Origin of the sequence: Bradyrhizobium sp. 62B, from assembly GCF_030272265.2 — a bacterium.
In the GTDB taxonomy this organism is placed as follows: Bacteria; Pseudomonadota; Alphaproteobacteria; order Rhizobiales; family Xanthobacteraceae; genus Bradyrhizobium.
In genome coordinates, this window is the sequence record NZ_CP092842.1 from 710273 (window position 1) to 737254 (window position 26982).

The following is a 26982-nucleotide window of genomic DNA, read 5'->3' on the forward strand; positions in this document are numbered from 1 at the left end:
GATCATCGACAGTGAACGTAAAAGGCTTCCCGTCGCGGCTCTCGATATGAGAAGTTGCATCGGGCGACGAATCGCGGGGCGGGAATGAATGCAGAGTTGAGGGCTCAAAAGGCGCGTGGCGCTTTCTTTACGCCTCCGCAAGTTTCTCAGTTTCTCGTTGACTGGGCGATCCGCGGCCCAAGGGACGTCGTCCTGGAGCCGTCTTGCGGGGACGCCGCCTTCTTGGTGCCGGCGGCTGCGCGTTTGCAACAACTTGGGGCAATTTCACTGCCGAACCAGGTCCACGGCATTGATATTCACGCTCCGTCGGTCGTTGCCGCGCAAGCAACTCTGGCTGAGCAGGGCCTTTCAGGGACCGTGACCTGTAGCGACTTTTTCGACATTGATCCCCAACGTCGTTTTGATGCGGTCGTCGGAAACCCCCCCTACGTCCGATACCAAGATTTCTCAGGTGCGGCGCGCAGCAAAAGTCTGAAGGCCGCCTTAGCTCAGGGAGTGCGTCTCACATCGCTTGCGAGCTCGTGGGCAGCCTTCACGATCCACGCCTCATCACTCCTCACCGATGAAGGCCGCCTGGCGCTGGTTCTTCCCGCTGAACTTCTGAGCGTTAAGTATGCCTCCGCAGTCCGGCGATTTCTGCTTGAGCGTTTCGCCAAGGTCAAACTGATCCTGTTTGAGCAGCTCATTTTCGCGGGCGTGCTTGAAGAAGTCGTCCTGGTCTTAGCGGAAGGTCGCGGAAAATCTAAACACTTCGAGGTTTATCAATCGCGAGACGCGGAAGGGCTGCTCAAGCTCGACATGTTGGCGCAGCAGGAATTCGCGCCGGTTGATAATGAAAAGTGGACGCCCGCCCTCATTCCGGCCAACGCCCTTGAAACGTACCGGCAGATCACGAGCGCACCGGCAAATTTTGCCAAGCTTGTTGATTGGGGTGAGACCTATCTTGGGTCGGTGACCGGCAACAACGACTATTTCACCTTCGATGCGGAGGGTTTAAAGGCAGCAGGCTTGCGGGAGAGCGAAGTTTTAAAAATTTCACCTCCCGGTTCCCGGCACTTGCGTGGCCTCACGTTCACCACCGCCGCATGGGAACAGCAGGTTCGGGACGGAGGTCGTTGCTTTCTTTTTGCTCCAAGCGATAAGCCATCGAAAGCTGCTCTCGCCTACATAGCGAAAGGCGAGAAATCCAACGTGCACAAGGCTTATAAGTGCGCCGTACGCGATCCCTGGTGGCGCGTTCCACTCGTTGATCAACCCGACCTTTTGTTCACCTACATGAATCATGACCGGCCGCGACTGATCAGCAATGACGCTCAAGCGCTTGTCTTGAATTCGTTGTACGGGGTGAAGCTCAAAAAGGGGTTGAAATCGGTCGGCAAGAGCGCTCTGCCGATAGCATGCATGAACACAGTTACTCTTCTCGGCTCGGAGGTTGTCGGCCGCGCTTATGGTGGCGGACTGCTCAAGCATGAGCCTAGAGAGGCAGACCTGCTTCCGGTCCCCTCGCCCACTATCCTGTCCGCGGCGCAGAACGAGCTACAACTTCTCAAACCTCAGCTCACCATCGCGATGAGAAAGAATGATATCGCACGCGCCGTCGAGCTCGTGGATGAAGTCATCCTTGTGAAACATCTTCGGTTAGGCAAGACAGAAGTGCAGCAGCTTCGTGCGGCACGCGAGGCCCTCTTTAGCCGACGGCGCGCCCGTGGAAAGGCAACCCGTGGCGAGGATTGATGATCTTGTTCTCACTGCCTTGCGCAGCCTAGAAGCCAAACCCGACGACAATGCAGCGCAATCTCAGAAGAAGAGATACAGCGAGCGCGTGTCGGAGGTCGTTGCGCTGGCCATTGCCGAAGAATTGAGAAAGAGAGGACTGCGTGAAGCAAGGCCCGCCGCGCCCGGGGAGCTTGGCGGCTCCGGCGCGGAAAGAAGAATGGCTGGCGGACTAGGCGCAAAGAAGGTTGACATCACCTGGGCAACCGAGGCGTCAGGATTGCTCCTTGCGATTTCGATCAAAAGCATCAATTTCAAGGACAGCAAAACTGGCAACTACCAGAAGAATTTGGTCAACCGGCGCGGTGACATGCTGATGGAGGCCGTGACGTTGCATCGGCGCTTTCCGTATGCGGTACTGGGTGCGCTTTTCTTTTTTGATAAGGGCGCGGTAACCGACGGCACCACGCGACGAAGATCGACATTTGAAAATGCTCACGCGCGTCTCAAGCTGTTTACCGGTCGGAACGATCCGGCCGGGCGTGATGAGCAATTCGAAAAGTTCTACCTTGTGGCGTTGGAAGCCGACCCTCAATTTGCAAAAGTCCAGGCTTTCGAAGTCGGCAAGCCCAATGAAGAGGTTTCCCTCAATTCGATAATCACCGAACTTCTCACCATGGTCACGGAGCGAAGCCCTGATTTTTATGAGATGGATGGCGAGGACATTCGGTCGCTGAGTTAGGCGCAGGAGCGCGATGTCATGACCAACGAAAATCTGAGCAATGAAAAATTCACCGATGAAGACGGCGAAGAGGACGCTCCGAGACCAGAGCTTTCCATCGCGCCAAAGGACCGAAAGCTGCTCACCCAACCGTTCGACTTCATCGTAGGTTCGCTTGAAGAGCAAATTAGTGACGGCCAGCTTGTCTTGCAGGATGAGTTTCAACGCCGGCAGGTGTGGGATGACAAGAAATGCAGCCGCCTGATAGAGTCGCTCCTTCTGAACGTCCCCATTCCGGTCTGCTACTTCGCCGAATTAAAAGACGGCACCTTTAGTGTCATCGATGGGCAGCAGCGCCTTACGTCGATCTCCCGGTATTTGACCAATCTTTATCCCCTGTCTGGATTGCGCGTACGGCCCGAGCTGAACAAGCGCCGGTTTTCCGAGCTTGATAAGTCTGATCAGCGCCTGATCAAAACGCGCACGATCCGATGCATCGTCATCCAGCAGGAATCGCATCCGGATATTCGATTCGACGTCTTCGAGCGTTTGAACCAGGGCGCCGTAAAGCTGACCGCACAGGAACTGCGTAACTCAAATTACCGCGGCGATCTGAACAAGCTCATCAAGGAGCTATGCCGCAGCGAGCAGTTCCAGAAAATCCGCCGCGTTCAGGATGTGGACGCAAGGATGGGCGACGCAGAGATGGTGCTGCGGTTTTTCGCCTTCCACTTTGCCGGAAAATCATATCGCGGCTTTTTCGCCCCCTTCCTGGACAAATACCTGGAAGAGAATATGACGATGTCGCCGCCCAATATCGAAGAACATCGCAAGCTGTTTTCAGAAACGATTGACAAGGTTGACGCCGTTTTTGACCGAAATGCGTTTCGCCAAATCAGCGAGGATGGAAGATTCGCAAACCAAATTAATCGCGCGATTTATGACGTGATCATGCTCACTTTTGCTCACATCGAAAAGGCGGTGCTCCAACAGAATGCGGCCAAGATCGTCGATGCCCTTAAGAAGCTATGCACGAGCGACAAGGAGTTTCAGGATGCGATAGGTCGTGCGACCCGAGACCGGGCGCGCATCAACAGCCGAGTCAGACTGTGGGTAAAGGAGCTAAATGGATTGGGCATCGCGTGCCCAATACTCACCTACGGCGGTTGAAATGCCGTCCAGCGCCTTCACAAAGTTCGGCGACAGGATTCTGGAAGTCAAGCGGCTACTGGCTTTATGCACGCCGGTCACGGCTCGCTATGGTACGAAAAAGGAGAATGCGCTAAGGGATGATGCCCTGCTCCGCGCCGCGCATGTGCTGCTGTGCAGCCACCTTGAAGGGTATTTTGAAGACCTTGTAAGCGATGTCGTCACCGCTTACGACGTCCTGGCCTCCCACGTTATTCTCCTGCCTGACGCTCTGCGCGCCCACCAAGTCACAGGTGGAGCATCGAGATGGGAGGTCAAGGATGGCACGAAGCGATGGCAGATTATGCAAGCGTGGGCCGCACATCCTCTCATTCAAGTTACCGCGGAAAAGCCCACCAAGTGCATGGAGGCATCGCTTCACACCGACGGGTTCAGCAATCCCGGTACGGGGGAGATTGAAGCGTTGTTCAGGACGGTAGGCATTCCAAGCGTTTGGGAGCTCTTCAAGAAGCGCGAGCCGGATCAGCTTATATTCCAGTCCATGAACGCAATCGTCCATCGCCGAAATCAAATAGCTCATGGCGATGCCAGCGCAACGATTACGCTTGCTGACGCTCAGCTATACGTCGCGCGAGCCGAGCGCATCGCGGCGGTCTTCGACACCATCATTTCGCATGAGATAAACCTCCAGCTAACCTATGAGGATTGCTGGAGTGCTATTCCTTAGAGAGGCCCGTGGACACGTGTACGGCTGGGTCCAAATCATACAGGTATCGCAGAGCGCAGAAATGCGAGGTTACGACCTCAGACCCACATCGGAGGAGTTTCGCCGGACACAGTCCTTTGGCTTTGCCCGCCTCAACTCAGGTTCACGGCGGCTTCCGGCTCGCGCTGTACGGGTGGTGAGCCAGACACGCCGAACTGCCGCCCATTCGATTGACAACGCGCTCCAGATCAACTGCACCGAAGCGATGGTACATGCGTCGACGCGAATCACTATTGGCCGTGGGTTAGCCCTCAAGAGTTTTGAGGGAAAGGACCGCTGACAAGTGCGATAAGAACCGCCAGACTGGGGCGGCTGCGAACAAGAGATCTTGGCGCCTCCTGAGCCGGGACCTCTCCACCGGCATCCCGGATTCCTCCTCATTCCTAGAAAATCGCATAAAAGCGGCGGCATAGCTGTTGTTTACGCCTCCGACCGACGACGTGTCGCTCTAAGGTGTAGCGGAGCGGTCAAGCGTAAATTGTCTAAAGGTAGGATCGTTACCGGCGAATTTCGGGGGCTCGTTCGGTCGAGCTTGCCAAGCGACGAAATCGATTAAGCGGCCAAAGACAGGTGCGCTGTGTCGGGGCAGAGTGATCTTAGCGACCGGCCCAAGCGATTGCGACTGTACGATCATTGGCCGGAGCTTTTTGAGCTGTTTGAGGATAAGCTCTTCTTTCCGTGGCAATGTCATTTGCCCCCGATCGACGACCTGCGGATTTCGAACCATGCAGCGGGTTGATCAAGTCTGACCAGCAGACGAATGCCGGAGGCCCATTCAAGTAGCGCTTGCGATAAACGCTCGTTTCCGTGTCGCCGGTTCGAGTGTCGCAAAGGGAAGGAACACCATGGACCTGAGATTCCTGTCAAACTTCCTTAAGGTAGCCGACTTTCAGAATCTTACCGCTGCCAGCGCGGTGCTCAACCTTGCGCCAACTGCGCTCAGCCGGCAGATCAGGCTGCTAGAGCGTAAGCGTAGTTCTGCGGCCCTTTGTATTGCTTGTGCGTAGTCGCGTGATCCCCGCTAGAAGAGTCATCTTCAGCAAGGGTGCTCACAATGGACGACTATTCGGACGACATAAGACGACCGTTGTCGCCGCGTATCGAAGTGTATGCTGGCGCAGGTCGCAAGCGATGGCCGGATGATTTGAAGGCACAGATTGCCGCGGAAAGCCTTGAGCCGGGGGCGGTTGTCACAGACGTCGCCCGTCGCCATGGCTGCCGGCCCCAACAGGTGCATGACTGGCGGCGCCGGGCGCGTTTGGGCCAGTTGGTGCTGCCGGCTTCGGCGGATACGCTGTCGTTCGTGCCGGTGGTGTCGGAATCGGCGCTACCGGCGGCCGCAGAGCCCACCGGGTCGCCGGAAGCAGCCATTGTGACGGTTGAGCTCCAGGGAGCACGCGTGGAGGTGCGGGGGGCGCCTGGCCTTGCTGTGTTGAGTGATGTGTTCTTAGCGCTTCGACGGACACGTTCATGCTGACGCCGCCTGCGAGCCTTACGATTTACGTAGCGACGCAACCTGTGGACTTCAGAAAAGGTGCGGAGGGCTTGGCGCTGTTGGCGAAGGAGACGCTGGGCCATGACCCGATGAAGGGCGTGGCGGTGGTCTTCCGTGCGAAGCGCGCTGACCGGGTGAAGATTGTCGTCTGGGATGGCAGCGGCCTTGTGATGTACTGGAAGCGGCTCGATGGCAGCGGCTTCAAATGGCCTCCCATTGTGGCCGGCGTGATGCGGATGAATGCCGCCCAGCTGTCGGCGCTTCTGGCCGGCATGGATTGGACGCGCATGCATGCGCCTCGCGACGCGGCGCCGAAAGCACTTGCGTAAAGATACAAATCTTCGCTGCATCGGAGCGCGAAGCATGGCAGACTCGGGGCAATGAGTGATTTGCCTGATGAGCTGCCGAGCGATCCGGCCGAGTTGCGGGTCTTTGCCGCGGCTCTGCTGGATCGCTGCGCCAGGCTCGAGCGGTTGCTCAAGCTTGCAAAAGATGCGCGGTTCGGTCGGTCCTCGGAAAAGCTGGACGCTGATCAGCTGCAGCTTGTTCTGGAGGATATCGATCAGGCCGTCGCGGCCCTCGAAGCAGCCGAGGATCGCGCCAATCCCAGAGTTTGCGAGAACAGGACGGCCGCGCGCAGGGCCAACCGTGGTCAGTTGTCGGAGCATTTGCCGCGCATCGTCGAAACCCTGATGCCAGCGGAGACTTGTTGCCCGTCTTGTGAGGGCGGCCTCTTTGAGATTGGTCGCGATGAGAGCCAGAGGCTGGACGTCGTACCGGCGCAGTATCGCGTTATCGTCACCCGCCGACCCAAGCTGGCCTGCCGCGCCTGTCACGGCGTCGTCCTCCAGCACGCCGCTCCCGAGCGACTGATCAGGGGTGGATTGCCCACTGAGCGGCTGGTCGCGCATGTGATCGACGCCAAGTATCATTGGCATTTGCCACTTTACCGCCAGGCGCAGATGCTGGCGACGCATGGAATAGCGCTGGACCGCTCCACGCTCGCCTTCTGGGTCGGCTATGCCGCCCAGGAATTGAAGCCCTTGTGGCATCGTCTGCGTCAGCTTCTGCTCGCCTCTTCGAAGCTCTGTGTCGATGAGACCCCCGCACCGGTGTTAGATCCGGGGCGCGGCAGAACCAAAACCGGCTACTTCTGGGCGCTGTCACGCGATGACAGGCCCTGGGCCGGACCTGACCCGCCTGGCGTGGTTTACGCCTATGCACCGGGCCGTGGGGCCGTCCATGGCTTGAGGCTGCTCGAAGGCTACCGCGGCATCATCCATTGCGACGGCTATCAGGCCTACAAGACCATGACCCGAGAGACGCGTGCGGATGCCCTGTCCGGAACGCTCGCCTTCTGCTGGTCGCATCTACGGCGCCAATTTGTGAAGATCGAGCGCGAGGCTGCTCCGGCGCCAGCTCCGGTTGCCCGCGAGGCTCTTGAGCGCATCGCCCAGCTTTACGCAGTCGAGAAAGCGCTCCGCGGCCGATCGGATGCCGAGCGCTGTGCTGGCAGGCAGGCGCATGCGCGGCCTCTGGCTACAGCCTTGAAGCAGTGGTTTGAGGCCAAGCTTGATCATCTTGCACAGAAGAGCGACACGGCGAAGGCTTTGCGTTATGCGCTACGCCATTGGGACGGCCTGACGCTCTACCTTGATGACGGGCGCATCGAGATGGACACGAATGCGGTCGAGCGTGCGATGCGGCCGATCAAGCTCAACGCCAAGAACTCCCTTTTTGCCGGGTGCGACGAGGGCGCCGAGAATTGGGCAGTTCTGGCTTCGTTAATCGAGACCTGTAAGCTCAATGGCGTCAGCGCCGAGCACTGGCTCGCTGATGTTCTCGCGAAGCTCGTCAATGGTTGGCCTGCGGCGCGACTGGACGAACTGCTCCCTTGGGCATCGATCTACACGATACTTGCACACGATCCGAGGCTGGCGGCATGAGCCTGAACACGACCGCGGTCCGGATCAAGGTGACCCTCAAGGACGTGAAACCGGAGGTGATGCGTCGCCTTGTCGTACCCGTCACCCTGCGCCTGGATCGGCTGCATTTGACGCTTCAGGAGGCGTTTGGCTGGACGAATAGCCACCTCTTCGAGTTCTTCGCGGCTGACGCCCGTTGGGGGATTCCTGATCCCCACAACGATTACGGCCACCAGCCCATGGACGCCAGCAAAGCGCGGCTTTGCGATATCGTTCGCGAGACCGGCGCCAAGACGATCCATTACCTCTATGACTTTGGCGACAGTTGGGACCACGTGATCAAACTCGAAAAATGGTTCGAGAACACCACGACCGAGGGACTTCCCTTCTTGCTCGAGGCCGCCGGTCGTTGTCCTCCGGAAGACGTTGGCGGTGCTCCGGGTTATGCCGAATACCTCGAATCCATCAGAGACCCCGCCCATCCGAACCACGAACATATGCGCCTCTGGGGTCCCGAGCAGTTCGATCCCAACGCAATCGACCGGAAGGTGTTATTCGGCCTGCAATATTGACCCCCTGAGCCGGGGGATCGGCGTCCAAAATGACCCCCTACAGATTGGTCTGTTGCGCTGCCTGCTTTGGAACGAAGCAGGTGGTGGGGGATGCTGATCGTGGAGACGATTGCCCGGATCCGGCGCGAGCACTTCATCAAGGGCAAGACGATCAAGGAGATCGCCCGTGACCTGAAGGTGTCGCGGAACACGGTTCGGAAGGTGCTGAGGTCGGGAGAGACCTCCTTCGAGTACGAGCGGCAGGTGCAGCCGCGGCCAAAGCTGGGACGATGGGCAGTAGAGCTTGACGGATTGCTGGCGGCGAACGCGGCTAAATCGGCTCGTGAACAGCTGACGTTGATCCGGATCTTCGAAGAGCTGCGCGGCCGCGGCTATGACGGCGGTTACGATGCGGTGCGGCGTTACGCCAGGCGGTGGAGCAAAGAACGCGGGCAATCGACCGCGGCCGCTTATGTCCCGCTGAGCTTTGCCCCAGGCGAAGCCTACCAGTTCGACTGGAGCCACGAGGTGGTCTTGCTGAGCGGCACCACGGTGATGGTGAAGGCCGCCCATGTCCGGCTCTGTCACAGCCGCATGCTGTTCGTGCGGGCCTATCCGCGGGAGACGCAGGAGATGGTGTTCGACGCCCACGACCGGGCGTTCGCCCTGTTCAAGGGCACCTGCACCCGCGGCATCTACGACAACATGAAGACCGCCGTAGAGACGATCTTCGTCGGTAAGGATCGTCGCTACAATCGCCGCTTCCTACAGATGTGCAGCCACTATCTGGTCGATCCGGTCGCCTGCACGCCAGCGTCGGGCTGGGAGAAGGGGCAGGTCGAGAACCAGGTCGGGCTGGTCAGGGAACGCTTCTTCACGCCGCGGCTGCGGTTCAAAAATCTCGACGAGTTAAACGCCTGGCTGCTCGACAAATGCATCGCCTACGCCAAGGCTCATCGCCATCCGGAGCTGGTCGATCAGACGATCTGGGACGTGTTCGAAGCCGAACGCCCCAAACTCGTTCCCTATGCCGGCCGCTTCGACGGCTTCCATGCGGTGACGGCATCGGTCTCGAAGACCTGCCTGGTGCGCTTCGACAACAACAAGTACTCGGTCGCAGCCAGCGCAGTCGGACGACCGGTCGAGGTTCAAGCCTATGCCGATCGCATCGTGATCCGTCAGGATGGACGCATCGTTGCCGAGCACCCGCGATCCTTTGGCCGCGGCGATACCGTCTACGACCCCTGGCATTATGTGCCGGTGCTCGCCCGCAAACCCGGCGCCTTGCGCAACGGTGCTCCCTTCAAAGACTGGGTGCTGCCGGCCGCGATCGAGCGGATCCGGCGCAAGCTTGCCAGCACCGACGATGGCAATCGGCAGATGGTCGACATCCTCAACGCGGTGCTGACTGACGGTCTGCCCGCGGTGGAAGCGGCCTGTGCCGAAGCGCTCAGTCACAGCGTCCATTCCGCCGATGTCGTGCTCAATATCCTGGCGCGTCAACGTGAACCCGCCCCACCGGCCAACATCATGACGCCGGCCGCACTGACGCTCCGTCATGCACCGATCGCCGATTGTGCCCGCTACGACAACCTCCGGAGGACCATCTGATGGAACGAACCCAAATCTTCGATCTCATGGGCGAACTCAAGCTCTACGGCATGAAGGCCGCCTTCGACGAGATCATGGCAACTGCCGTCAAGCGCCAGCACGAACCTCAGCGCATTGTCGGCGACCTGCTCAACGCCGAGATCAACGAGAAGCAAGCCCGCTCGATCAAATACCAGCTCACCATTGCCAAGCTGCCGCTTGCCAAGGACATCGCCGACTTCCAGTTCGACGGCACGCCGATCAACCAGACTCTCGTCAATGATCTCGCTGGCGGCGGCTTCATTGCGTATTTCGCAAAAACGGGACAGCGGTTTCGCTAACTGACGGACAGCAGTTTCGCTAAATCGCGGACAGCGTGGCGGCGCTGGCTTTTGGTTGCCTTGTTGTTGAAGTCAGTTGGTATTCGTTTCGCTGTTTTCGACGTCGGTCAAGGGGCGCGCAGCTTTTTTCCTTCGCATGCTGTCGCCTTCGAGGGCGATACGGTGGGAGTTGTGGATGATCCGGTCGAGGATAGCATCTGCGATGGTCGGCTCGCCGATCATATCGTGCCATTGGGCAACGGGCAGCTGAGCGGTAATCAAGGTCGATTTGCGCCTGTAGCGCTCTTCGAAGATTTCGAGGAGATCAAGGCGCTGCTGGTCATTGAGGGTGTGGGTGCCCCAGTCGTCGAGGATGAGCAACTGGACACGTGCGAGCTTATCGATGAGGCGCGGGAAGCGACCATCGAGACGGGCCATGGCGAGGTCTTCGAACAGGCGCGGCATACGCAAATAAAGGACGGAATGATCGAACCTGGCCGCCTGGCGTCCGAAGGCACACGCCAGCCAGGTTTTGCCAGTCCCGGTCAGGCCGGTGATGATGAAGTTCTCATGGGCTTTCAGCCAGGCGCCTTGCGCCAGCTGCAGGGTGTTGCGCCGGTCAAGGCCACGGCGGGACGCGAAGTCGACGTCTTCGATACAGGCGTCGACGAAGCGCAGCTTGGCTGCTGCCAGCCGATTGGTCAGGCGCCGGTCGGCGCGCATGGCAGCTTCGCGATCGAGCATCAGGCCGAGCCACTCGTCGCGGCTGAGATCGGCGGCATTGTCCTGTTCAGCCAATTGCCGGTAGGCCGCCGCCATTCCGGCAAGGCCGAGCGCCTGCATCTGGTCGAGGGTCGGGTGGGTCAGCATCGCGATGTTCCTTTCCTTCATTGATAATAGCCCCCACCACGGATGTTGGCGTGCGAGGGGGTGGCTTTGACGGGGGCGGCAGCAGGGCTCGCGCGGTCGAGCCCGGATTTGAGGATCGCGCTCACCGAGGAGTAGCTGATTGCGTTGATGACGAGTGCCCGCTCGCAGGCCGCTTCGAGCCGATCGCGCTCGTAACGCCGCGCCAGGGCGATGATCCCCATGGCGGAGCGATAACCCTGCTCGGGATGCGGGCGCTCACGCATCATCCGCTCGACCAGCGTGGCGGCGTTGACGCCGATCCGCGCCGCCATCTTGATCAAGCTCGCCGGCGTCATATTGGCGTACCGCTGGTGGGCCTTGGGCATATGCTCGTTCACGGTGACATGGCCGCCGCGCTGGGAACGGCGTACATGGCTGGCGATACGCTGGTGATCCTGGAAGATCTCGACGGCCCGATAGGTGAGCCGGACGTCCACCCGACGGCCGATCAGCCGGTGCGGCACCGAGTAAAAGGTCCTGTCGACTTCGACGTGATAATCGGGGTGGACCTTCGCCGTTTTCCATTCGGCGTATTCGAACGGCTCGCCCGGCAGCGGCGTCAACGCAGCGCGCTCGATCTCCTCGAACAGCTGCCGGCGGGATTTGCCGATATGGCGCATCGGCCGATGGTTCAGCTCCTCCAGCAAATCGGCGATCGCAGTATTGAGATCGGTCAGGTTGAAGAACCGCCGATGGCGCAGCCGTGCCAGAATCCAGCGCTCAACAATCAGCACCGCGCCTTCAACCTTGCCCTTGTCGCGGGGCTTGCGGCTGCGGGTCGGCAAAATCGTCGTGTCGTAGTGCTCGGCCATGGCGGCAAAGGTTTGGTTGAGCGTCGGCTCGAACCACAACGCCTTGACGACCCCGGCCTTCAGATTGTCGCAGACGATCGCCTTGGGAACTCCGCCGAAGTACGACAAGGCTCGGGTCTGGCCTTCGATCCAATCTGGTAGTCGCTGACCGAAGCTTCCCATAGCGAAGGTCAGCGACGAGGCCCCGAGCACCGCGACAAATATCTGCGCCTGACGGATCTCGCCGGTTTGCGGATCGATCACCTCCACCGTCGGACCGGCATAGTCGGTCTGCATAACTGCACCCGCCGCGTGGCGATGACGGAAGGTCGGGTTCGCCCGGCGCCGATAGACGTCAAACTTCTCGCAGAACCACGTGTAACCATAGCCCTCGGGATGCGCCGTCCGGTATTCCTGCCACAACAGCGTCAGTGTCACGCCCTTGCGCTTGAGCTCCTGCGCGACCCGCGGCCACTCAGGCTCACTCAAGTCCTGCGGAGGCCGCCCGACCCGCCGGAACAGAGCCCGCTGCAACGCCGCCTCGCTCGCGTAAATCGGCGGTAACGGCCAGCTTAAGCCCGCCTCGCGTGCCCGCAGCAGGTAGGTGGCAACCGAGCTCTTGCTGATCTGCAGCCGTTCCGAGATCTCCCGAACCGACAGGTCCTGCTCGTACGTCAGCCTCAGGATCGATCGTAGGTCCTTCACAGTGGTTCGTTTCGCTTGCTTCCGTCTCGGCATTGCCCCTCTCAAACTCAGCTTGAGAGAGAACATTGCCTGAACGGCGCTCCCGAAAACCAACCTCCCGCAACTGTCCGCGATTTAGCGGAATCCCTGTCCGGGAATTACTGAAATCGCTGTCCGCAAATTACCGAAATCGGTGTCCGAAAATTGCCGAAACACGCAGCTTCATCGCCCAACAACGCAACGTCGTGCTGGTTGGCGGCACCGGCACAGGCAAAACTCACCTGGCCATTGCCATCGCCAGAAGCTGCATCCGATCCGGTGCCCGCGGCCGCTTCTTCAACGTAGTCGACCTCGTCAATCGCCTCGAGACCGAGACCCGCAACGGACGGCAAGGACGGCTCGCCGAACATCTGACCCGGATGGACTTCATCGTGCTGGATGAACTCGGCTATTTGCCCTTCGCCCAGTCCGGTGGCCAGCTTCTATTCCACCTCGTCAGCCGGCTCTATGAGCGCGCGTCCGTCATCGTGACCACCAATCTCGCCTTCGGCGAATGGCCGAGTGTGTTCGGCGACGCCAAAATGACCACCGCGCTGCTCGACCGATTGACCCATCACTGCGACATCGTCGAGACCGGCAACGATAGCTGGCGGTTCAAGAGCCGAGACGACGATCACGCCACCCGCGCTCGTCTCGCCTCCGCTATCCCGGCCAGCTCCGACGAGACGAGCGCTACCAGCAAAGCTCGCCGCGCAAAGGGGTCAAAATTGGACGCCGATGAGGGGTCAAATTTGCGAGCCGATTGACAGCCAGGTGGGAGGCACCATCGACGTTGGCGTTCTGCCATCCTTGGAAGCGTCTGTTCTGCCCGCCATCATCGCCATTTTCAGGTCTCGATATCCTGAAGTTTACATTCGGGTGACGGTTGGATTGGGAAAGGAAATCGGGGCGCTTCTGCGCCGGGAAAAGCTTGACCTCGCCCTGCTCTACGATATCGACGGTACAGGAGGTCGGAGAGTTCAGGTGTCAAGCGAAGCGCTGATGTTGGTCGGATGCGTCAGCCAGGGCTTCGATCACCGCCGGGCCGTTCCGCTCGAGGCTCTCCGCACCCACAAAATGATCCTCACATCTGAAGAAGGTGATCTGCGCAATAAAATCGAAAATCTACGCTGATCGCTTCTCAACGCCATTGCAGGGGCGGATCGTCATGGAGGCCAATTCCATTCTGACACTCAAGAGTGTGCTGCCTGGAAGTGATCTGGTCACGATCCTGCCTCGGAATGCGATAGCACAAGATCTGGAAAACAGAATACTTTCGGCCACCTACTTTGCGGACGCGCCCTCTCTGTTACGCACGCTATATATTTGTTATCCGCCCATCCAGGTGGAGTCCCGCCTTGCACAATTGTTGGAAACGATAGTCTTGGAAGAGGTTCGCCGACCCGCAAGGCCCTACGCCGCAATCCAGTCAGACGAAGCTCTGTATAGTACCGGTACTACAGGCCTCTATCCCGGCCGGGCTTCAAATGAATCTGAAGGACGGAATGGCGCAGCGAACTAGTACGCGTTCGTCCGATCATGATTATGCGTGCTTTAAGGAAGGTCCGCTGATCACGAGCTACTGGTTGAAATCACGTTAAGCGGTGACATCACGCTTCGAAGCGAGGGGGCGCCGTCGCGTTCAATGCTACCTAACGCTTCAGAAACTGCAGAACCTGCCGAGTGGGATCGTCTCGTCTATATCACCTTGTTCTCTAGTCCCCGCACGAGGCGCAATGGCGTATAGACCAGGACGACGACGCCGTTCTGATTGACGATATTGTTGCGTGTGCGGACAAGGCCGCGGGCACCGGTTTTGGCTGGACGCAGCTGTATCACCTCGAGTTCCACATGGATCGTGTCGCCGACACGGGTAGGCGCTTTCACGTCGATTTCGGTGTGCAGGAAAGCAAGGCCCGTGCGATCCAGCAGAGGCTTGAGTAGCCCTTCGGCCATCGCAAAGAGCATGCTGCCCGGAACCACTCGACCAGACATTGCATTGGCATGGGTCTGGATGACATTCGTAAACAACTCTTCCGTGAACCAGGTGAGGTTCACATAGCTGTTGAGATCTGCCTCAGTGATTGTCCGGCCGGCGGTATAGAAGCGATCCCCAAGGCGAAGCTCGTCAAAATGAAGGCCGCCCCCTAGAAAACGTGAATTGCTCACTGAACTCTCCTCCCGCTCGTCTCTGCCGAATGATACCGACACGCCCCCGCCAAGGTTCGACCGTCCGCTGGGCACCACGTTGACGGCAGCCGGCTTCGGCAATCAGCTTGCGCGAGTGCCGCAATGCCCCGTCTTCGACAAGAATGCTTAGCCGGGGCAAGATAGCATTGAATGCCGGCGCGCGTCGGGGTCTGCCCTGTTGTTCTGAGAGGTGAGGCTGATACCGCTTGCATTCATTCAATTTCGCCCAGCAGCAGCGGCCAGATCGCAGCACCGCCTTTTGCGCAAACGAGATGCCCGAGCCGGCCCTGCCAGAATGTCTCGCTTCCGAACTCATCGCGCCACGACCAAAGGCGGCGGGTGAAATGATGAAGCGCGTATTCCTTCGTGAACCCTATCGCTCCGTGAATTTGGTGCGCCGTTGCGGCGATGTGACCCGCCGCCTCGCCGCAACGCGACTTGGCAACCGCGACAGCAAGCTCCTGCCCAGCCCGCCCCCACGAACCGGCGGCCTGCTCGGCCGCGGCCGAGGCTGCAGCATACTCGGTCGCGCAACTGGCAAGCATGTGCTGTACTGCTTGAAACTTGCTGATAGGGCGGCCGAACTGCACGCGCTCTTGTGCATAGGTGATGGAGACATCCAGCACGCGCTGCATTGCTCCGACCATCTGCTGAGCACGCATCAGTGCGCCGAGTTGGAGGACATCATCGATCGCCCGCACATCGATCGGCAGAACTCGCTTTGCAGACTGCTCCAGAGTGAGATCCACCGTCACATCACCCCTAGGTTCGTTGGCGATGCTTTTTCGCGAAATCGTTTCGAGAGCCGATGCCGGCAGGAGAGCTATTGAATGTCCCGCCCGTCCTTCGACAACGGCGAGTAAGTGTCCATCGCTGCACCAGGGCGCCCTAGTGAGCTTTCCGTGTACGCGCAGACGACTGCCCGCGGGCTCGACACGAAGTCTCCCAGCCCGTGGTGAAGCGAACGTGACCTGCCCCGGGACGGGTTGCCCACCAACTCGGGTCCAAAGATGAAGGGACACCATGGTCTCAGCCAGAGGCGCGGGGGCTGCATGATACCCGCACAGCCGAATGAGGAGCATGCCTTGGGCAATGTCGAGCCCGATGCCTCCCGCATCTTCCGGCACCATGGCCGAAGGCAGGCCCAATTCAGCGAACTTGCCCCAGAGCGCCGGAACCGCGTCGCCCCGCTCGATCGCTGTTAGTCGCTCAACGCTGACCTCCGAGGCCAGCAGACGGCCCACCTGCTCAGTCATTACCCCGGCGACCTCGTCACGCTCGGCGGAGCAGCTCTCGTCGACCTCCTGCTGAACGGACATTTAACGCACTCCCAAGCCACGCGCGATTACTCCGCGCATGATTTCCCGCGTCCCGCCGCGGATCGTGAAGCCAGGTGCGAAGAGACGCGTTTCGGTGTAGCAACGGCCATACTCATCGTCGTCCTCGGAGCTTGGCTGCGCCTCGATGAGACGACGGGTGATCTCCGGGACTGACTGCTCAAGGCTGGTGCCGAGATCTTTGACGATGGCCGCCTCGAGATAGGGATCGACACCTTGGGCCAGCAGGCCAGCCACACCGGCCGACATTCGCCTCAATGCAGACAGGTGAGCGAAGAGACGCCCGATCTCGACGGATTGCAGCGCGTCGGGGCTGCTCCCGATTCGATCAACCGCGTTGAGAATGAGCCGGAAATCGGACATGTAGCGGTCAGGCCCTGAACGCTCGAAGGACAGCTCGTGATTAACAAGCTTCCAGCCCTCCCCGACTTCCCCCAAAACGGCATCGTCCGGGACAAAATAATCCTCAAAGTGCACTTCGTTGAAGTCATGGTGGCCGCAGAGGTTGTAGATAGGCCGGCAAGTAATGCCCGGTGCCGAGGTGTCGATCACGAACTGCGTCAGTCCCTCATGCCGGACCCCGCCCGGCGGCGACGTTCTGACCAGCGCGATCAAGATGTGCGCGCGATGCGCGCCCGACGTCCAAATCTTCGTGCCATTGATGCGCCATCCTCCGGCGCAAGGCGTGGCCCGGGTCTGCACGCTGGCGAGATCTGAACCGGAGTTGGGCTCGCTCATGCCGATGGCGGCATAGCATCGCCCTGCCGCCATCGCAGGAAGATAGGTGCGTTTGACCCTCTCGCTTCCGAATTTTAGGATCTGTGGACCCGTTTGGCGGTCGGCAACCCAATGCGCAAAACAGGGGGCGGAATGGGCCAGCATTTCCTCGATCACGACGAAGCGCTCGAGGTGCGTGGCGCCGGCCCCACCATGTTCCTTGGGCCACACCATGCCGATGAAGCCAGCGTCGCCAGCCCGTCGTGTAAAATCCTCGTCCCACGTGTTCCAGCTCGATACTTGGGGATCATAACGGCCCGCATCGAGCTCGTCGCGCATGAACGTGCGGATGCGGCGTCGAGCTTCGACAGCCGCAGGCGGTAGCTCAAGCGATCCAAAGCGGAAGTCGGTCGACATTCCTCAGCGCTCTCCCAATATGGAGTCTTATTCAGTTTGCAGGACGTCTTATTGCTGGAAAGGCAGGAGAATAAATCTCAAAAGCTCGCACGCTGCGTGCGAAGAATTCGCATGTAGGCGATTGGTGCCGCCGCCTCAGGCCTTACACGAGGTAGCGGCTAAATTGCTCCGGATTGCTTCAGCTTTGCGATCTTGCCGCTGTCGTACGCGAGCATCGTCGACAGAATGTCCGAAGTGTGCTCGCCGAGCTGCGGTGGACAGCGATAGTCCTTCACTGGCGTCTCCGAGAAGGAAAGAGGATTTCGGATCAGCGAAAGGGGCTGCTCGTAAGGATCATCGATGGTCACTTGCAAGCCACGATGCTGGACATGTGGATCGGTGAAAACCTGCTCAAAGTCGTTGACTGGACCAGATGGAACACCGACTTTCTCCAATTTTTCGAGCCAATAGGACACTTTGTTTTTCAAAAACACAGCGGCGCAGATCGCCATCAGTTCCTTGCCATTGACGATGCGGTCGTTGTTCCGCGCAAATCGTGGATCCGTCGTGAGCTCGGGTTTGCCAAGCACCGCACAGGTGCGGGCGAACTGCGCGTCGTTCCCAACGACCAGCATCAATTCGCCGTCCGCACAGCGAAATACGCCTGCTGGCATCCCGCCATTGCCCCAAGTACCGCGCCGAGCGGGTTTCGTACCATTGAGAAGGTAGACCTGCGCATAATGCGAAAGCGAAGCAATCACAGTATCAAGCAAGCAGATGTCGATATGCTGACCTGGGCCACCGTTGACCTTGCGGTGATACAGGGCGGCCAATACTGCGATCGAACAGTTCATGCCTGTCATGTAGTCGACTATTGACGGCCCTACCTTCATCGGTCCTGCGCCGGGCTCACCATCCATATGCCCCGTGGCACTCATCAGGCCGCCCATGGCCTGGAAGATAGCATCATATCCTGGGCGCGGCGCGTAAGGGCCGCTCTGACCGAAGCCAGTCACGGAACAGTAAATGATGTCAGGGTTGACTAGCCGAATCGAGTCATAATCAAGGCCGTAGCGTTTGAGATCGCCGACCTTGTAGTTCTCTATGAATACATCGCAGTGCGCGGCAAGCTCGCGAATAATGGTCTGCCCATCGGGATCGGCAATATTCACGGTCACCGATCTCTTGTTTCGATTTGCACAGAGATAGAAGGAGTTCATGTTGACCTGCCTGCCCTGCAAATCCTTCAAATATGGCGGGCCGAAGCTGCGTGCGTCGTCTCCCGCGCCTGGCCGTTCGATCTTTATGACATCGGCGCCGAGATCACCAAGCATCTGCGTCGAAAGCGGACCGGCAAGTACCCGTGTAAGATCCAGAATCTTAACTCCGGAAAGCGGAAGGGGTGACACTGAGTGTTCTCCTGAGTCATCGTCAGCGACGTTGCAGGGCCGGCGGGGCTGACAACCGAGTGGCGCAGCACCCTGCTGCACTATTGATCAACGCTGTACAAAGCCGAGCGGGCCAAGGATGTCTTACCATATCGACAAGCCCACTCGCTAGGCGGTCAATGTGAAAGTAGCCACTCAGCAAGAAGAAAATAATCAACATCGTTCGTGGCGAGAATATATCCCGCGCGTTTCGCCATTTTGATGCAAAACTTCATCACGTCGGAGGGGGTGGGAAATGCAGGTTGCCTCTGGCCAACGCGGTTGCGTGCGGATGCGAGTGTGATCGATCGTTTCCTAGGGTACGCAAAGTCTCCGAGAGGCCCAGCGGGAGGTGCCGGCCAGCTCCGTCGGAGCTTCACTGCGGACAAGGCTCTAGCGGGGGGAGCGCGAACTTGGTCAGTAGCTGCGCGACGCAGTCGTGGTAGGTAACCGCTTTCCGCGCGCGTGCTTCAGATCGAGTTTCGATTAGATGTGGGCCGGGCTCGGCAACGGCCTCTGAGAGCGCTGCATCAACTCGTCCGTTGTAATCGCGGCACGACCAGGCAGCCCTGAGCGTCGGCCGACGGCATCTCTTCGGCTTTGGCCGCCTCAACTCAGTTTCAATGAATGTTCCGTCGGCAAAAAAGGTTCACATGAAACCGCCGGCTCCATGACTATGGAGCCGATGGTCGCGTTCAGATGTGGATGAGTGCCGGCCCGCTGCTATCCTCTCAACTCCTTGGTCATCCGCTCGCCAAGAGCCGTGCCCTGCTGCATCAGACCCTTCCAATCAATTGGTCTCTTCAATGCCGCACGCTCGCGCGAGTTGATAAGGACCTCAGCCGCGAGATCTCCAAGAGACACATCTGTGGTCGGTCCATATCGGAGCGCCTTTGGCACGGAAAGCATGCCTTGATCCGCAAGAAGCTGATTGATGTAGGCTAGCGCGGCTTCCTTGTTACGCCCGCCGCGCACGATATTTGTGTACGAAGTGACAGAGTAAATACCCTCGCGAGCGACGACAGTTTCCAAGGGCGTGCCCGATTTGCGCGCCTCATATGCGCGGCCATCCCAGAGCGTACCAGCTTGCGCCTCACCCTGGGTAAAGGCTTGCAATTGTGTGACTGAGCTGGGTGGTGTAGCGATGATATTGTCCTTGGCAGCAGCGATGATTTTGAAGGCTGGGTCCATATTGGCCAGCGACCCGCCGTTGCCTTCCGCGAGCGCTAGCAGGACGATCCAGCCGGTATAACTATTAGCCGGCATCGTTGAGACCTTCCCTTTCAAATCTGGCCGCGCGATGTCCGAGAAAGACGTGAGGGGAGGTTTAACGGTGCTGGAATTGTACACAGGGACGACGGATGCAACGCTAAATGGCGCGCCGTAATCGCCAAATTCCCGAAACCCTGGAAGAACTCGCGAAAGATTTGGGGCATCAGTAGCACCAAAGCTTTCCAATACGTCTCCAGCTATGGCTTGCGGCATAAGTGGACTATCTGCCATGAAGAGATCGATGTGCGGGTTTGACTTATTCGATATTAGCTTCGCTAAGTCGGCAGCGGGACTCGAGGGAATATATTCAATCTTGAGGCCTGTGCTCTCTTCGAGAGGTTTCGCCACCCCTTCAATGAGTGCTTTATCGTAGACGCCTCCATACCCATTGATGCGAAGCGTAACGCTAGCAAATTTTTTCTGCTGAGCGTGCACGGCTGGCGAGGCGATCGACGCCAAAGCCGAGGCGGCACCAAGTACTAGAAAGTCACGTCTCTTCATAAAGCCCTCTTAAGTGTTCCTTGCGGTGTCGACAATTTGTTAGACCTCTACAGCGTCCATGCTCCTCGTCATTTTGCTAGCGGCACGAAGCGAATGCCCATCGGGTCGATCGCAACGTCGATCTGATCGCCAGGTTTAGGCTTTTGGCCAACAGGAAACTGGCTATCCATAACCAGCTTGGTCCCGTCTAAGCGAAGTTGCAGGCGCGTAAGATTGCCGTGATAGTCACTCGCCTCGATAGTCGCGCGGCGGGGCGATACCTGCGGCAGTTCGTGCGCCTTTTTGATGTGCTCGGGTCGGATGACGGCGATGATCTTTCGGGACGCACCTGAAGCTGGAAAGCACAATCCATCGTCTGCGCGAAAGGTGCCGTCATCAGAAATCTGGCCTTCGATAAGCGAGCATTGTCCAATGAACTCGGCAACAAATCGGGTCGCCGGAGCATCGTAGATCTCTTCAGGACTACCAATCTGCTCCACAACACCCTTGTTCATGACGACAATCCTATCAGCTAGTGTGAGTGCTTCATCCTGATCGTGCGTCACAAAAAGAGTCGTGGTTTGTAGACTTCGAATCAAATTGTGTAGGTCCTCTCGAAGCCTTACACGAAGCTGGGCATCGAGATTGGAGAAGGGCTCGTCCAGTAGCAGCACCGTCGGCTGCAAGGCCAGTGCACGTGCAAGCGCAACGCGTTGTTGCTGCCCGCCAGAAAGTTCGCGTGGATATCGCTCGGCGAGATGTTGGAGCTCCACCCGGCGCAGCATGTCTTGGACGCGCTTAGTTCTGTCCTGCTTTCTCATGCCGATGTTGACCAAGCCATATTCGACGTTCTTGGCAACCGTCATATGCGGAAACAACGCGTAGTTTTGAAAGACAATGCCAACGTCGCGCCTGAATGCAGGAACGTGCGTCACGTTCTCTCCCTTAATCAGGATCTCTCCGCGTGTCGGTTGGATGAATCCGGCCAACATGCGCAAACTGGTTGTTTTCCCGCAACCCGATGGGCCGAGAAGACACACCAACTCGCCGCGGTGGATTTCAAGCGAAAAGTCCGGCACGACGGTCGTTGTGCCGTAGTCCTTCCGAATGTTTCGAAACGAAACGATGGTTTCGCGCTGCGAATCCGACTTCATTTCACGTTGAACAAGCATATGCATATCGGCCCCTAGAAGACAGACCGCGGCCCCGTGATACGGTCCGCGATCAAAATGGCTACCAAAGTGAAGAGGATGACAAGCGAGGATACCGCAGCCACCAGCGGGTCGACCGTTTGCTCGACGTAAGCCAACACTTGGACGGGAAGCGTGACATTACCCCCCGCGCCGAGGAAAACCGATAGGCTGACGTTTCCGAAGGAGGTAACAAATGCGAACACGGCTGCGGAGATGATGCCCGGAATGAGGAGAGGAATCGTTATCGTTCTCAGAACCCTCGAGGGTGCTGCCCGCAGGCTCATTGCAGCCTGTTCGAGATTCCTATCCAAAAGTACCATACTCGCCGATAATGTACGGACGACGTAGGGAAGCGTTACGACCACGTGCCCAACAAGCAGGCCGAGGAAAGTCTGGCTAATGCCCATCCAGACTTGCAGCTGCATCAGGCCTAAGCCGAGGACAACGGCCGGAATCAGCAGCGGGGAGAGCATGAAGGCGCGGATCAGCTCTCGCCCGAAAAAATCGCGTCGTTCGATTGCGAACGATGCTGCGAAGCCAAACAGAAGAGAGAACAACGAGGCCAGAAAGGCCAGTTTCAGGCTCAATGTCAGAGAGTCGATGAATAAAGTGCTCTCCCAAAACGCCTGGTACCAACGAAGAGAGAAGCTCTTCGGCGGAAATTGCATCGCGTCTCCCGATGTAAAAGACGTCGCGATTACGATGACCGCCGGGAGTATCAGCGTCAGATAGACAAAAATGCGAAGAAGCCTGCCTAGCCAACCTAAGACCCTATCGAGATTGTCACCGTGCATGGAGGCCTCTCGTGAGTGGGCGGATGATTGTGGCGTTCAAAGCTGCCATAAGCCCGAACCCGACAGCGAATAAAACGAAGGCCATCGCAGCACCAAATGGCCAATTCGACGTGGTGAGGATCTGATCGTAGACAAAGCCACCGATCATTTGGGCGCGCGGTCCACCGACAAGCCGGGGTGTCACAAAGGCAGATACGGCCATGACGAAGATAAGTGACAATCCCGCCATTATCCCGGGCGTAGAGAGCGGGATGATCACCTTGATGAATGTCCGCGCTCTATTTGCGCGCAAGCTCGTCGATGCCTGTTCGAGGACGGGATCTATCTGCATCACAACATTCATGACCGAAAGGATCATGAATGGTAGGAACTGCTGAATCAGAACCACGACGACCGCTGTTCTATTGAACAGCAGTTGCTGCGGACTGGATACGACCCCCAGCTCAAGGAGAATATTGTTGATGAGGCCTTGTCGACCCAAGAGCACCAGCCACCCAAAAACAACAATCACCAGGCTCAAAGTCAAAGGCACGATCACCATGAGCATGAGGAGACGACGCTTAGCCGGCGGATGGCGAGCAAGGGAATAACCGACGGGGAATCCGAGGGCCAAACACCCTAGACAAACAATAAGCGCGTAGCTCACCGTTTCCCAAAGGACCGATAGGTACAGCGGATTTCCGAAAAATTTGATGTACTGGGCGAACGAATAGCCTTCTGCTCCGATCGTGGTGTTGCCAGGAAAGAAGCTGATCCGAAGCACGATGCCGGCCGGAACAAGCAAGAACACGATCAGTGTGAGCAATGCGGGTGCCAAGAACAGCAGCGACGTTCGCTTGCCCCTCTCCCCATCGACTGCGGACGAACTCATCATATTCATCGAGCACCTAATGTGAGCCGATGGGATCCGCCAAGAACCGGCCTCAGGCATAAACCAGCACGCGGTTTGCTGGAGATGTCGGCCTTATATCCGCCGCTCTGTTGAGAGGAGGTTAGCTGCAGGCCGCGAAGCGAATGTGTGAACTTGTAGCGCTACCCGCATAATTTGTGCTCATTTTACAGATTTCAAGCCGTTTTTCTTCAAGGATAGGCGAATATGCGAGCCGCAGCCACCTCAGCTCGAATTGCGGCCGAGTGCAGGGGAGCGGCAGGATTGCATAATACCGACAGGTGACGGTCAGCTGTTGAGTCGTTCGTCGAGCCCTAATTTCGTTTCTTCAATGTTGCCCCTGTGCTGCCTCCGGTCCTATCTGCAGCTATGCAGTCAGCCTCTGTACCAGGCGCAGGTTTTGTCGGCGACAACCTCAATCCGCAAAGGTTGCTCCATAGTGCTCTGCATTGCGACAGCTGTTGAGCAAGCGCGCGGTCGGTCTTGCGTCGCGGCGTCCCGTCACTGGGGTCTTGAAGGGTTGGGCGCGATCGCTTCGCCTCGCCGTTAAGCCAGCACCATCGTCTAGATGTTTCGATATCATGAAGAAGGTTGTCGCGCACGCGAATCAAGGCATACTCGGATCCCTTGGCGAAAGCTCGATGGCCTTGCCGCACTCTGCCGCTGCACAGTGCACAATTATCTGCTTGCCCGTGACAACCGTCGAGCGAATACCTCGATGCCCACATCAAGCTGAGAACCAGGCTTGAAGCAGGTGTTCAAAGCGGTGCTAATTCCGCGGACCTAAACGGCTCGGAGAGATGACGAAGTCTCTACACCGGAGGCTCCTGTCAACAAAACGCCCAGCCTCGTCAGCGCTCGGACAATCTGCTGATTTGTTGCCAAGCTAGCCGTCTTTTGGGCGATCTTTCCATTGCAGACCCCTCGTCTGCGCGAAAGCAGGGGTAAAGCCGGCCGCTATTGCGAATCGCAAAGCCGCGTCTTTGGGGATATTATGCAGCTTTACTGCACAGCCCGGCGATCCGTCGGTGCTATCCTTCGTTTTCATCTGATATCAATCAGATTAGCTCGATCAGCTCGGGAACACCATGAACATCATAGCTAACAGCTTGCTTTCCGGTGCCGAGCAGGACGCCATAATCGAGATGCGTCACGCAATGCATCGCGAGCCAGAGCTCTCAAATAATGAATGGAAGACTCAGCAGCGTATCCGGGAGACGCTTGAACAATTCGGCATCCTAGGCGCAAAGACCTTCCATAAGACCGGTCTCTACGTCGACATCTCCGGATCGGCTTCAGGTGCAAAGCGTTCCGTCGCAATTCGCGGTGACATCGATGCCTTGCCAATCCAGGAAGACAGGAGCGAGCTGCCATATCAATCGCAAGTTCCAGGCGTGATGCACGCCTGTGGCCACGATATGCACGCTTCGATCGCGCTCGGCGCCGCGCTCGCCCTCCATCGGAGTCGATCGAGCTTCTCCGGCAAGGTACGCATCTTTTTTCAACCAGCTGAGGAGGCCGAGCCGCTCGGTGGCCGGACGGTTGCTGAGGAAGGGTTGCTCAGCGGGTTCGACGCCGCTGTCGGCTACCACGTCAAGACCGACTTGCCGGCGGGCATGTACGGCGCGCGCCCCGGCGCGGTGACGAAGTCCGCTGATCAATTCTCGCTCAAACTCATCGGAACAATGGCGCATGGCGCGAGACCACACGCTGGCGTGGACGCAATTGCGATGGCAGGTGCGTTCATAAACGAGGTGCAGAAGGTTGTCTCGCGCGAGATGCCGTTTGATGACGGCGCGATTATCACTATCGGTACAATCGCCGGGGGGGAAGCGTCGAACATCATATGTCCTTCCGTCTCGATGAGCGGAACGATCAGAACCAGCAGCGCGGAGCGGAGATCGCTGCTGATTAAACGCGTCCGAGAGATTGCTGAGGGCGTTGCAACCATGCACCGGGGCACAGCGGAGTTTTCCTGCAAGCTCGGGGAGCCGCCTGTTGTTAACAATGCGGATATGGTTGAACGCTTCCGTCAGATGGTGATTGAGACCGTCGGAGAGGATCGATTTTCTGACAAGATCTCCTCGACGCGCGGCGGCGGCAGCGATGACTTCGGCTTTTATTCCGCGTGCGTGCCGTCAATCTATTTCTGGTTCGGCAGCGAGGAGCCTGGAAACGAATCGGGTGTGCACACGCCGACCTTCGGTGCCTCAGACGACCTCCTCATTCCGACGACTGAGCTAACAGTGCGGTACTGCCTGGCAATGCTCAATCCTTGATCCAGCCTTTAATCGTGCTGCGGGACACAGGGTTCGGATCGTGGTGCACCAAATAAGCTGGACCTCGAGTTTAGATATCCGCCTCCCCCAATCGCGCAACAGTCACAACATCGCAGGTAAGGAGTTCGATTTATGACAATGCCAAAGGCGTCTCAAGCATTCCCTCGGGCCGAGTATCTCCGGCGGTTGGCGGCCGTCAAGTCAGAGATGCAGAAGCGAGAGGTTGATGTTCTAGTGGTCACAACTCCTGCGAATATCACATATTTGTCGGGTTACACGTCGAAGTCCGGATATGTGCCGCAAGGTTTAGTGGTGTCTTCGAAAGAGGAAGAGCCGACCTTCATTACCCGCCGCATGGACGGACCGGCTGCAATCCATCAGATGTTTATCGATCGTGACCATGTTATCGGTTATCCGGAAGAACTCATCGCCAATCCCGACCGGGATGGATATGACGCGATCATTGACTTTATTTTGGATCACGAGTCTAGCCGTGGAAGCATTGGGCTGGAAACCAAATTCTTACCAGCGCTGACCGTAGAGAAGTTTAAGTCCCGTGCTGGCGGTGCGAAGATTGTCGATTGTACGAATGTCGTTAGCTGGATCCGGGGCGTGAAATCCGATCTGGAAATCGCGATAATGCGAGAAGCTGCCGCGATTAGCGATGCTGGGATGCTTAAAGCTGCGGAGGTTATCCGCCCTGGGACGCGAGAAGCCGATGCATCCGCGGAAATCATTGCCACGCTGGTGCGCGGAGCTGATGGGAGGCCGGGCACGGATCTTGCGAGCTTCTTCTTGTGCGCTACGCCTCGAACCTCTACTTGCCACATCCGCTGGACTGAGGACACCTTCAAACAGGGATCACAGGTCAACCTTGAATTTAGTGGCGTCCGCCACGGCTATACATCACCTTTGATGCGCACGATGTCCATCGGTAAGCCGGCGGACCATATACGTCGACTTCATGAAGGCGAAGTGGCAGGATTGGAGGCCGCCCTCGCCGCAGCAAAGACGGGACGTACATGTAGCGATGTCGCCGCCGCATTCAACACGACTCTAAAAAAGCACGGCTTTTCCAAGGAGTCGCGTTGCGGCTACGCCGTTGGTATCGATTGGACTGAACCGACGGCGAGCCTAAAGGAAGGGGACATGACCATCCTGAGGCCAAACATGACGTTTCACCTTATGCTCGGGAACTGGATCGATGAAGATGTGGGCTATGTGATCAGCGAAACATTCCGCGTGACCGACGCTGGTGGAGAGCCATTCACGAAGCTGCCACGCGATCTATTCGAGGTTTGATGTCTCGATGCGATCTGTCTGAAGGGGTGTGCAATCGAAGCCCGTCTGCGTTT

Annotated in this window: 23 protein-coding genes and 3 pseudogenes; 16 read left to right on the forward strand and 10 right to left on the reverse strand. The window is 58.2% G+C overall.

From position 1 onward, the window contains the following. The first annotated feature begins 84 nt into the window (after nt 1-84). From ML401_RS38180 to ML401_RS38230, 11 genes and pseudogenes are all read left to right on the forward strand, one after another. Nucleotides 85-1734 (forward strand): class I SAM-dependent DNA methyltransferase, encoded by a 1650-nt coding sequence (locus tag ML401_RS38180; protein ID WP_285812974.1) that lies wholly within the window; start codon nt 85-87, stop codon nt 1732-1734. Next, complete coding sequence (locus ML401_RS38185; RefSeq protein ID WP_285812975.1) at nt 1721-2455, forward strand: hypothetical protein; 735 nt, start codon at nt 1721-1723, stop codon at nt 2453-2455. The genes ML401_RS38180 and ML401_RS38185 overlap by 14 nt, the downstream gene beginning before the upstream one ends. 18 nt (nt 2456-2473) lie before the next feature. Next, on the forward strand, nt 2474-3604 hold the full coding sequence (locus ML401_RS38190; protein ID WP_285812976.1) for a DUF262 domain-containing protein: 1131 nt from the start codon (nt 2474-2476) through the stop codon (nt 3602-3604). A gap of 1 nt (nt 3605) precedes the next feature. Next, nucleotides 3606-4310 (forward strand): HEPN domain-containing protein, encoded by a 705-nt coding sequence (locus ML401_RS38195; protein ID WP_285812977.1) that lies wholly within the window; start codon nt 3606-3608, stop codon nt 4308-4310. 884 nt (nt 4311-5194) lie between these two features. Continuing rightward, nucleotides 5195-5356 carry a LysR family transcriptional regulator gene (locus ML401_RS38200; protein ID WP_376717426.1) on the forward strand — a complete coding sequence of 54 codons (162 nt, stop codon included), beginning with the start codon at nt 5195-5197 and terminating at the stop codon, nt 5354-5356. 47 nt (nt 5357-5403) lie between these two features. Further along, on the forward strand, nt 5404-5826 hold the full coding sequence (locus ML401_RS38205) for a transposase (protein WP_285812978.1): 423 nt from the start codon (nt 5404-5406) through the stop codon (nt 5824-5826). Then, nucleotides 5820-6173, forward strand: coding sequence for an IS66 family insertion sequence element accessory protein TnpB (gene tnpB, locus ML401_RS38210; RefSeq protein ID WP_285812979.1), 354 nt, complete (start codon nt 5820-5822; stop codon nt 6171-6173). Before ML401_RS38205 ends, tnpB begins: the two co-directional genes overlap by 7 nt. A 51-nt stretch (nt 6174-6224) precedes the next feature. Continuing rightward, nucleotides 6225-7790 (forward strand): IS66 family transposase, encoded by a 1566-nt coding sequence (locus ML401_RS38215; RefSeq protein WP_285812980.1) that lies wholly within the window; start codon nt 6225-6227, stop codon nt 7788-7790. Further along, nucleotides 7787-8341, forward strand: coding sequence for a plasmid pRiA4b ORF-3 family protein (locus tag ML401_RS38220; protein WP_285812981.1), 555 nt, complete (start codon nt 7787-7789; stop codon nt 8339-8341). Before ML401_RS38215 ends, ML401_RS38220 begins: the two co-directional genes overlap by 4 nt. A gap of 90 nt (nt 8342-8431) precedes the next feature. Continuing rightward, a pseudogene (gene istA, locus ML401_RS38225) lies at nt 8432-9922 on the forward strand (IS21 family transposase); the annotation flags it as partial. 8 nt (nt 9923-9930) lie between these two features. Continuing rightward, a pseudogene (locus ML401_RS38230) lies at nt 9931-10221 on the forward strand (ATP-binding protein); the annotation flags it as partial. A gap of 102 nt (nt 10222-10323) precedes the next feature. On the opposite strand, the gene istB (ML401_RS38235) reads toward ML401_RS38230, so the two are convergent. Together istB (ML401_RS38235) and istA (ML401_RS38240) are read right to left on the reverse strand one after the other, a co-directional pair. Continuing rightward, a complete protein-coding gene (gene istB, locus ML401_RS38235; protein WP_285813395.1) occupies nt 10324-11100 on the reverse strand; it encodes an IS21-like element helper ATPase IstB in 777 nt (258 codons plus the stop codon). Between the two features lie 17 nt (nt 11101-11117). Next, on the reverse strand, nt 11118-12668 hold the full coding sequence (gene istA, locus ML401_RS38240; protein WP_285812915.1) for an IS21 family transposase: 1551 nt from the start codon (nt 12666-12668) through the stop codon (nt 11118-11120). Nucleotides 12669-12835: 167 nt separating this feature from the next. Here istA (ML401_RS38240) and istB (ML401_RS38245) point away from each other — a divergent pair. From istB (ML401_RS38245) to ML401_RS38255, 3 genes and pseudogenes are all read left to right on the forward strand, one after another. Further along, nucleotides 12836-13420: pseudogene (istB, locus tag ML401_RS38245) on the forward strand (IS21-like element helper ATPase IstB); the annotation flags it as partial. Between the two features lie 7 nt (nt 13421-13427). Continuing rightward, nucleotides 13428-13787, forward strand: a complete 360-nt coding sequence (locus tag ML401_RS38250) for a LysR family transcriptional regulator substrate-binding protein (protein WP_285812982.1) — start codon at nt 13428-13430, stop codon at nt 13785-13787. A gap of 34 nt (nt 13788-13821) precedes the next feature. Then, the gene (locus tag ML401_RS38255; protein WP_376717427.1) at nt 13822-14175 is read left to right on the forward strand and encodes a hypothetical protein; all 354 of its coding nucleotides are present in this window, start codon (nt 13822-13824) and stop codon (nt 14173-14175) included. A gap of 176 nt (nt 14176-14351) precedes the next feature. Here the strand turns inward: ML401_RS38255 and ML401_RS38260 are convergent, their stop codons facing one another. The 8 genes from ML401_RS38260 to ML401_RS38295 all read right to left on the reverse strand — a co-directional run bounded on the left by ML401_RS38260 (nt 14352) and on the right by ML401_RS38295 (nt 23339). Then, nucleotides 14352-14822 (reverse strand): MaoC family dehydratase N-terminal domain-containing protein, encoded by a 471-nt coding sequence (locus ML401_RS38260; RefSeq protein ID WP_285812983.1) that lies wholly within the window; start codon nt 14820-14822, stop codon nt 14352-14354. 233 nt (nt 14823-15055) lie between these two features. Then, on the reverse strand, nt 15056-16162 hold the full coding sequence (locus tag ML401_RS38265; protein ID WP_285812984.1) for an acyl-CoA dehydrogenase family protein: 1107 nt from the start codon (nt 16160-16162) through the stop codon (nt 15056-15058). Beyond that, complete coding sequence (locus ML401_RS38270; protein ID WP_285812945.1) at nt 16163-17314, reverse strand: acyl-CoA dehydrogenase family protein; 1152 nt, start codon at nt 17312-17314, stop codon at nt 16163-16165. 158 nt (nt 17315-17472) lie between these two features. After that, nucleotides 17473-18702 (reverse strand): CaiB/BaiF CoA-transferase family protein, encoded by a 1230-nt coding sequence (locus ML401_RS38275; protein ID WP_285812985.1) that lies wholly within the window; start codon nt 18700-18702, stop codon nt 17473-17475. 741 nt (nt 18703-19443) lie between these two features. After that, nucleotides 19444-20493 (reverse strand): extracellular solute-binding protein, encoded by a 1050-nt coding sequence (locus ML401_RS38280; RefSeq protein WP_285812986.1) that lies wholly within the window; start codon nt 20491-20493, stop codon nt 19444-19446. Nucleotides 20494-20561: 68 nt separating this feature from the next. Next, a complete protein-coding gene (locus ML401_RS38285; RefSeq protein ID WP_285812987.1) occupies nt 20562-21650 on the reverse strand; it encodes an ABC transporter ATP-binding protein in 1089 nt (362 codons plus the stop codon). Nucleotides 21651-21658: 8 nt separating this feature from the next. Continuing rightward, nucleotides 21659-22459, reverse strand: a complete 801-nt coding sequence (locus ML401_RS38290; protein ID WP_285812988.1) for an ABC transporter permease — start codon at nt 22457-22459, stop codon at nt 21659-21661. Beyond that, a complete protein-coding gene (locus ML401_RS38295) occupies nt 22449-23339 on the reverse strand; it encodes an ABC transporter permease (protein ID WP_285812989.1) in 891 nt (296 codons plus the stop codon). Before ML401_RS38295 ends, ML401_RS38290 begins: the two co-directional genes overlap by 11 nt. A gap of 1097 nt (nt 23340-24436) precedes the next feature. Here ML401_RS38295 and ML401_RS38300 point away from each other — a divergent pair. Together ML401_RS38300 and ML401_RS38305 are read left to right on the forward strand one after the other, a co-directional pair. Beyond that, a complete protein-coding gene (locus tag ML401_RS38300) occupies nt 24437-25627 on the forward strand; it encodes a M20 family metallopeptidase (protein ID WP_285812990.1) in 1191 nt (396 codons plus the stop codon). A gap of 132 nt (nt 25628-25759) precedes the next feature. Further along, nucleotides 25760-26929 carry a Xaa-Pro peptidase family protein gene (locus ML401_RS38305; protein ID WP_285812991.1) on the forward strand — a complete coding sequence of 390 codons (1170 nt, stop codon included), beginning with the start codon at nt 25760-25762 and terminating at the stop codon, nt 26927-26929. The last annotated feature ends 53 nt before the right edge of the window (nt 26930-26982 follow it).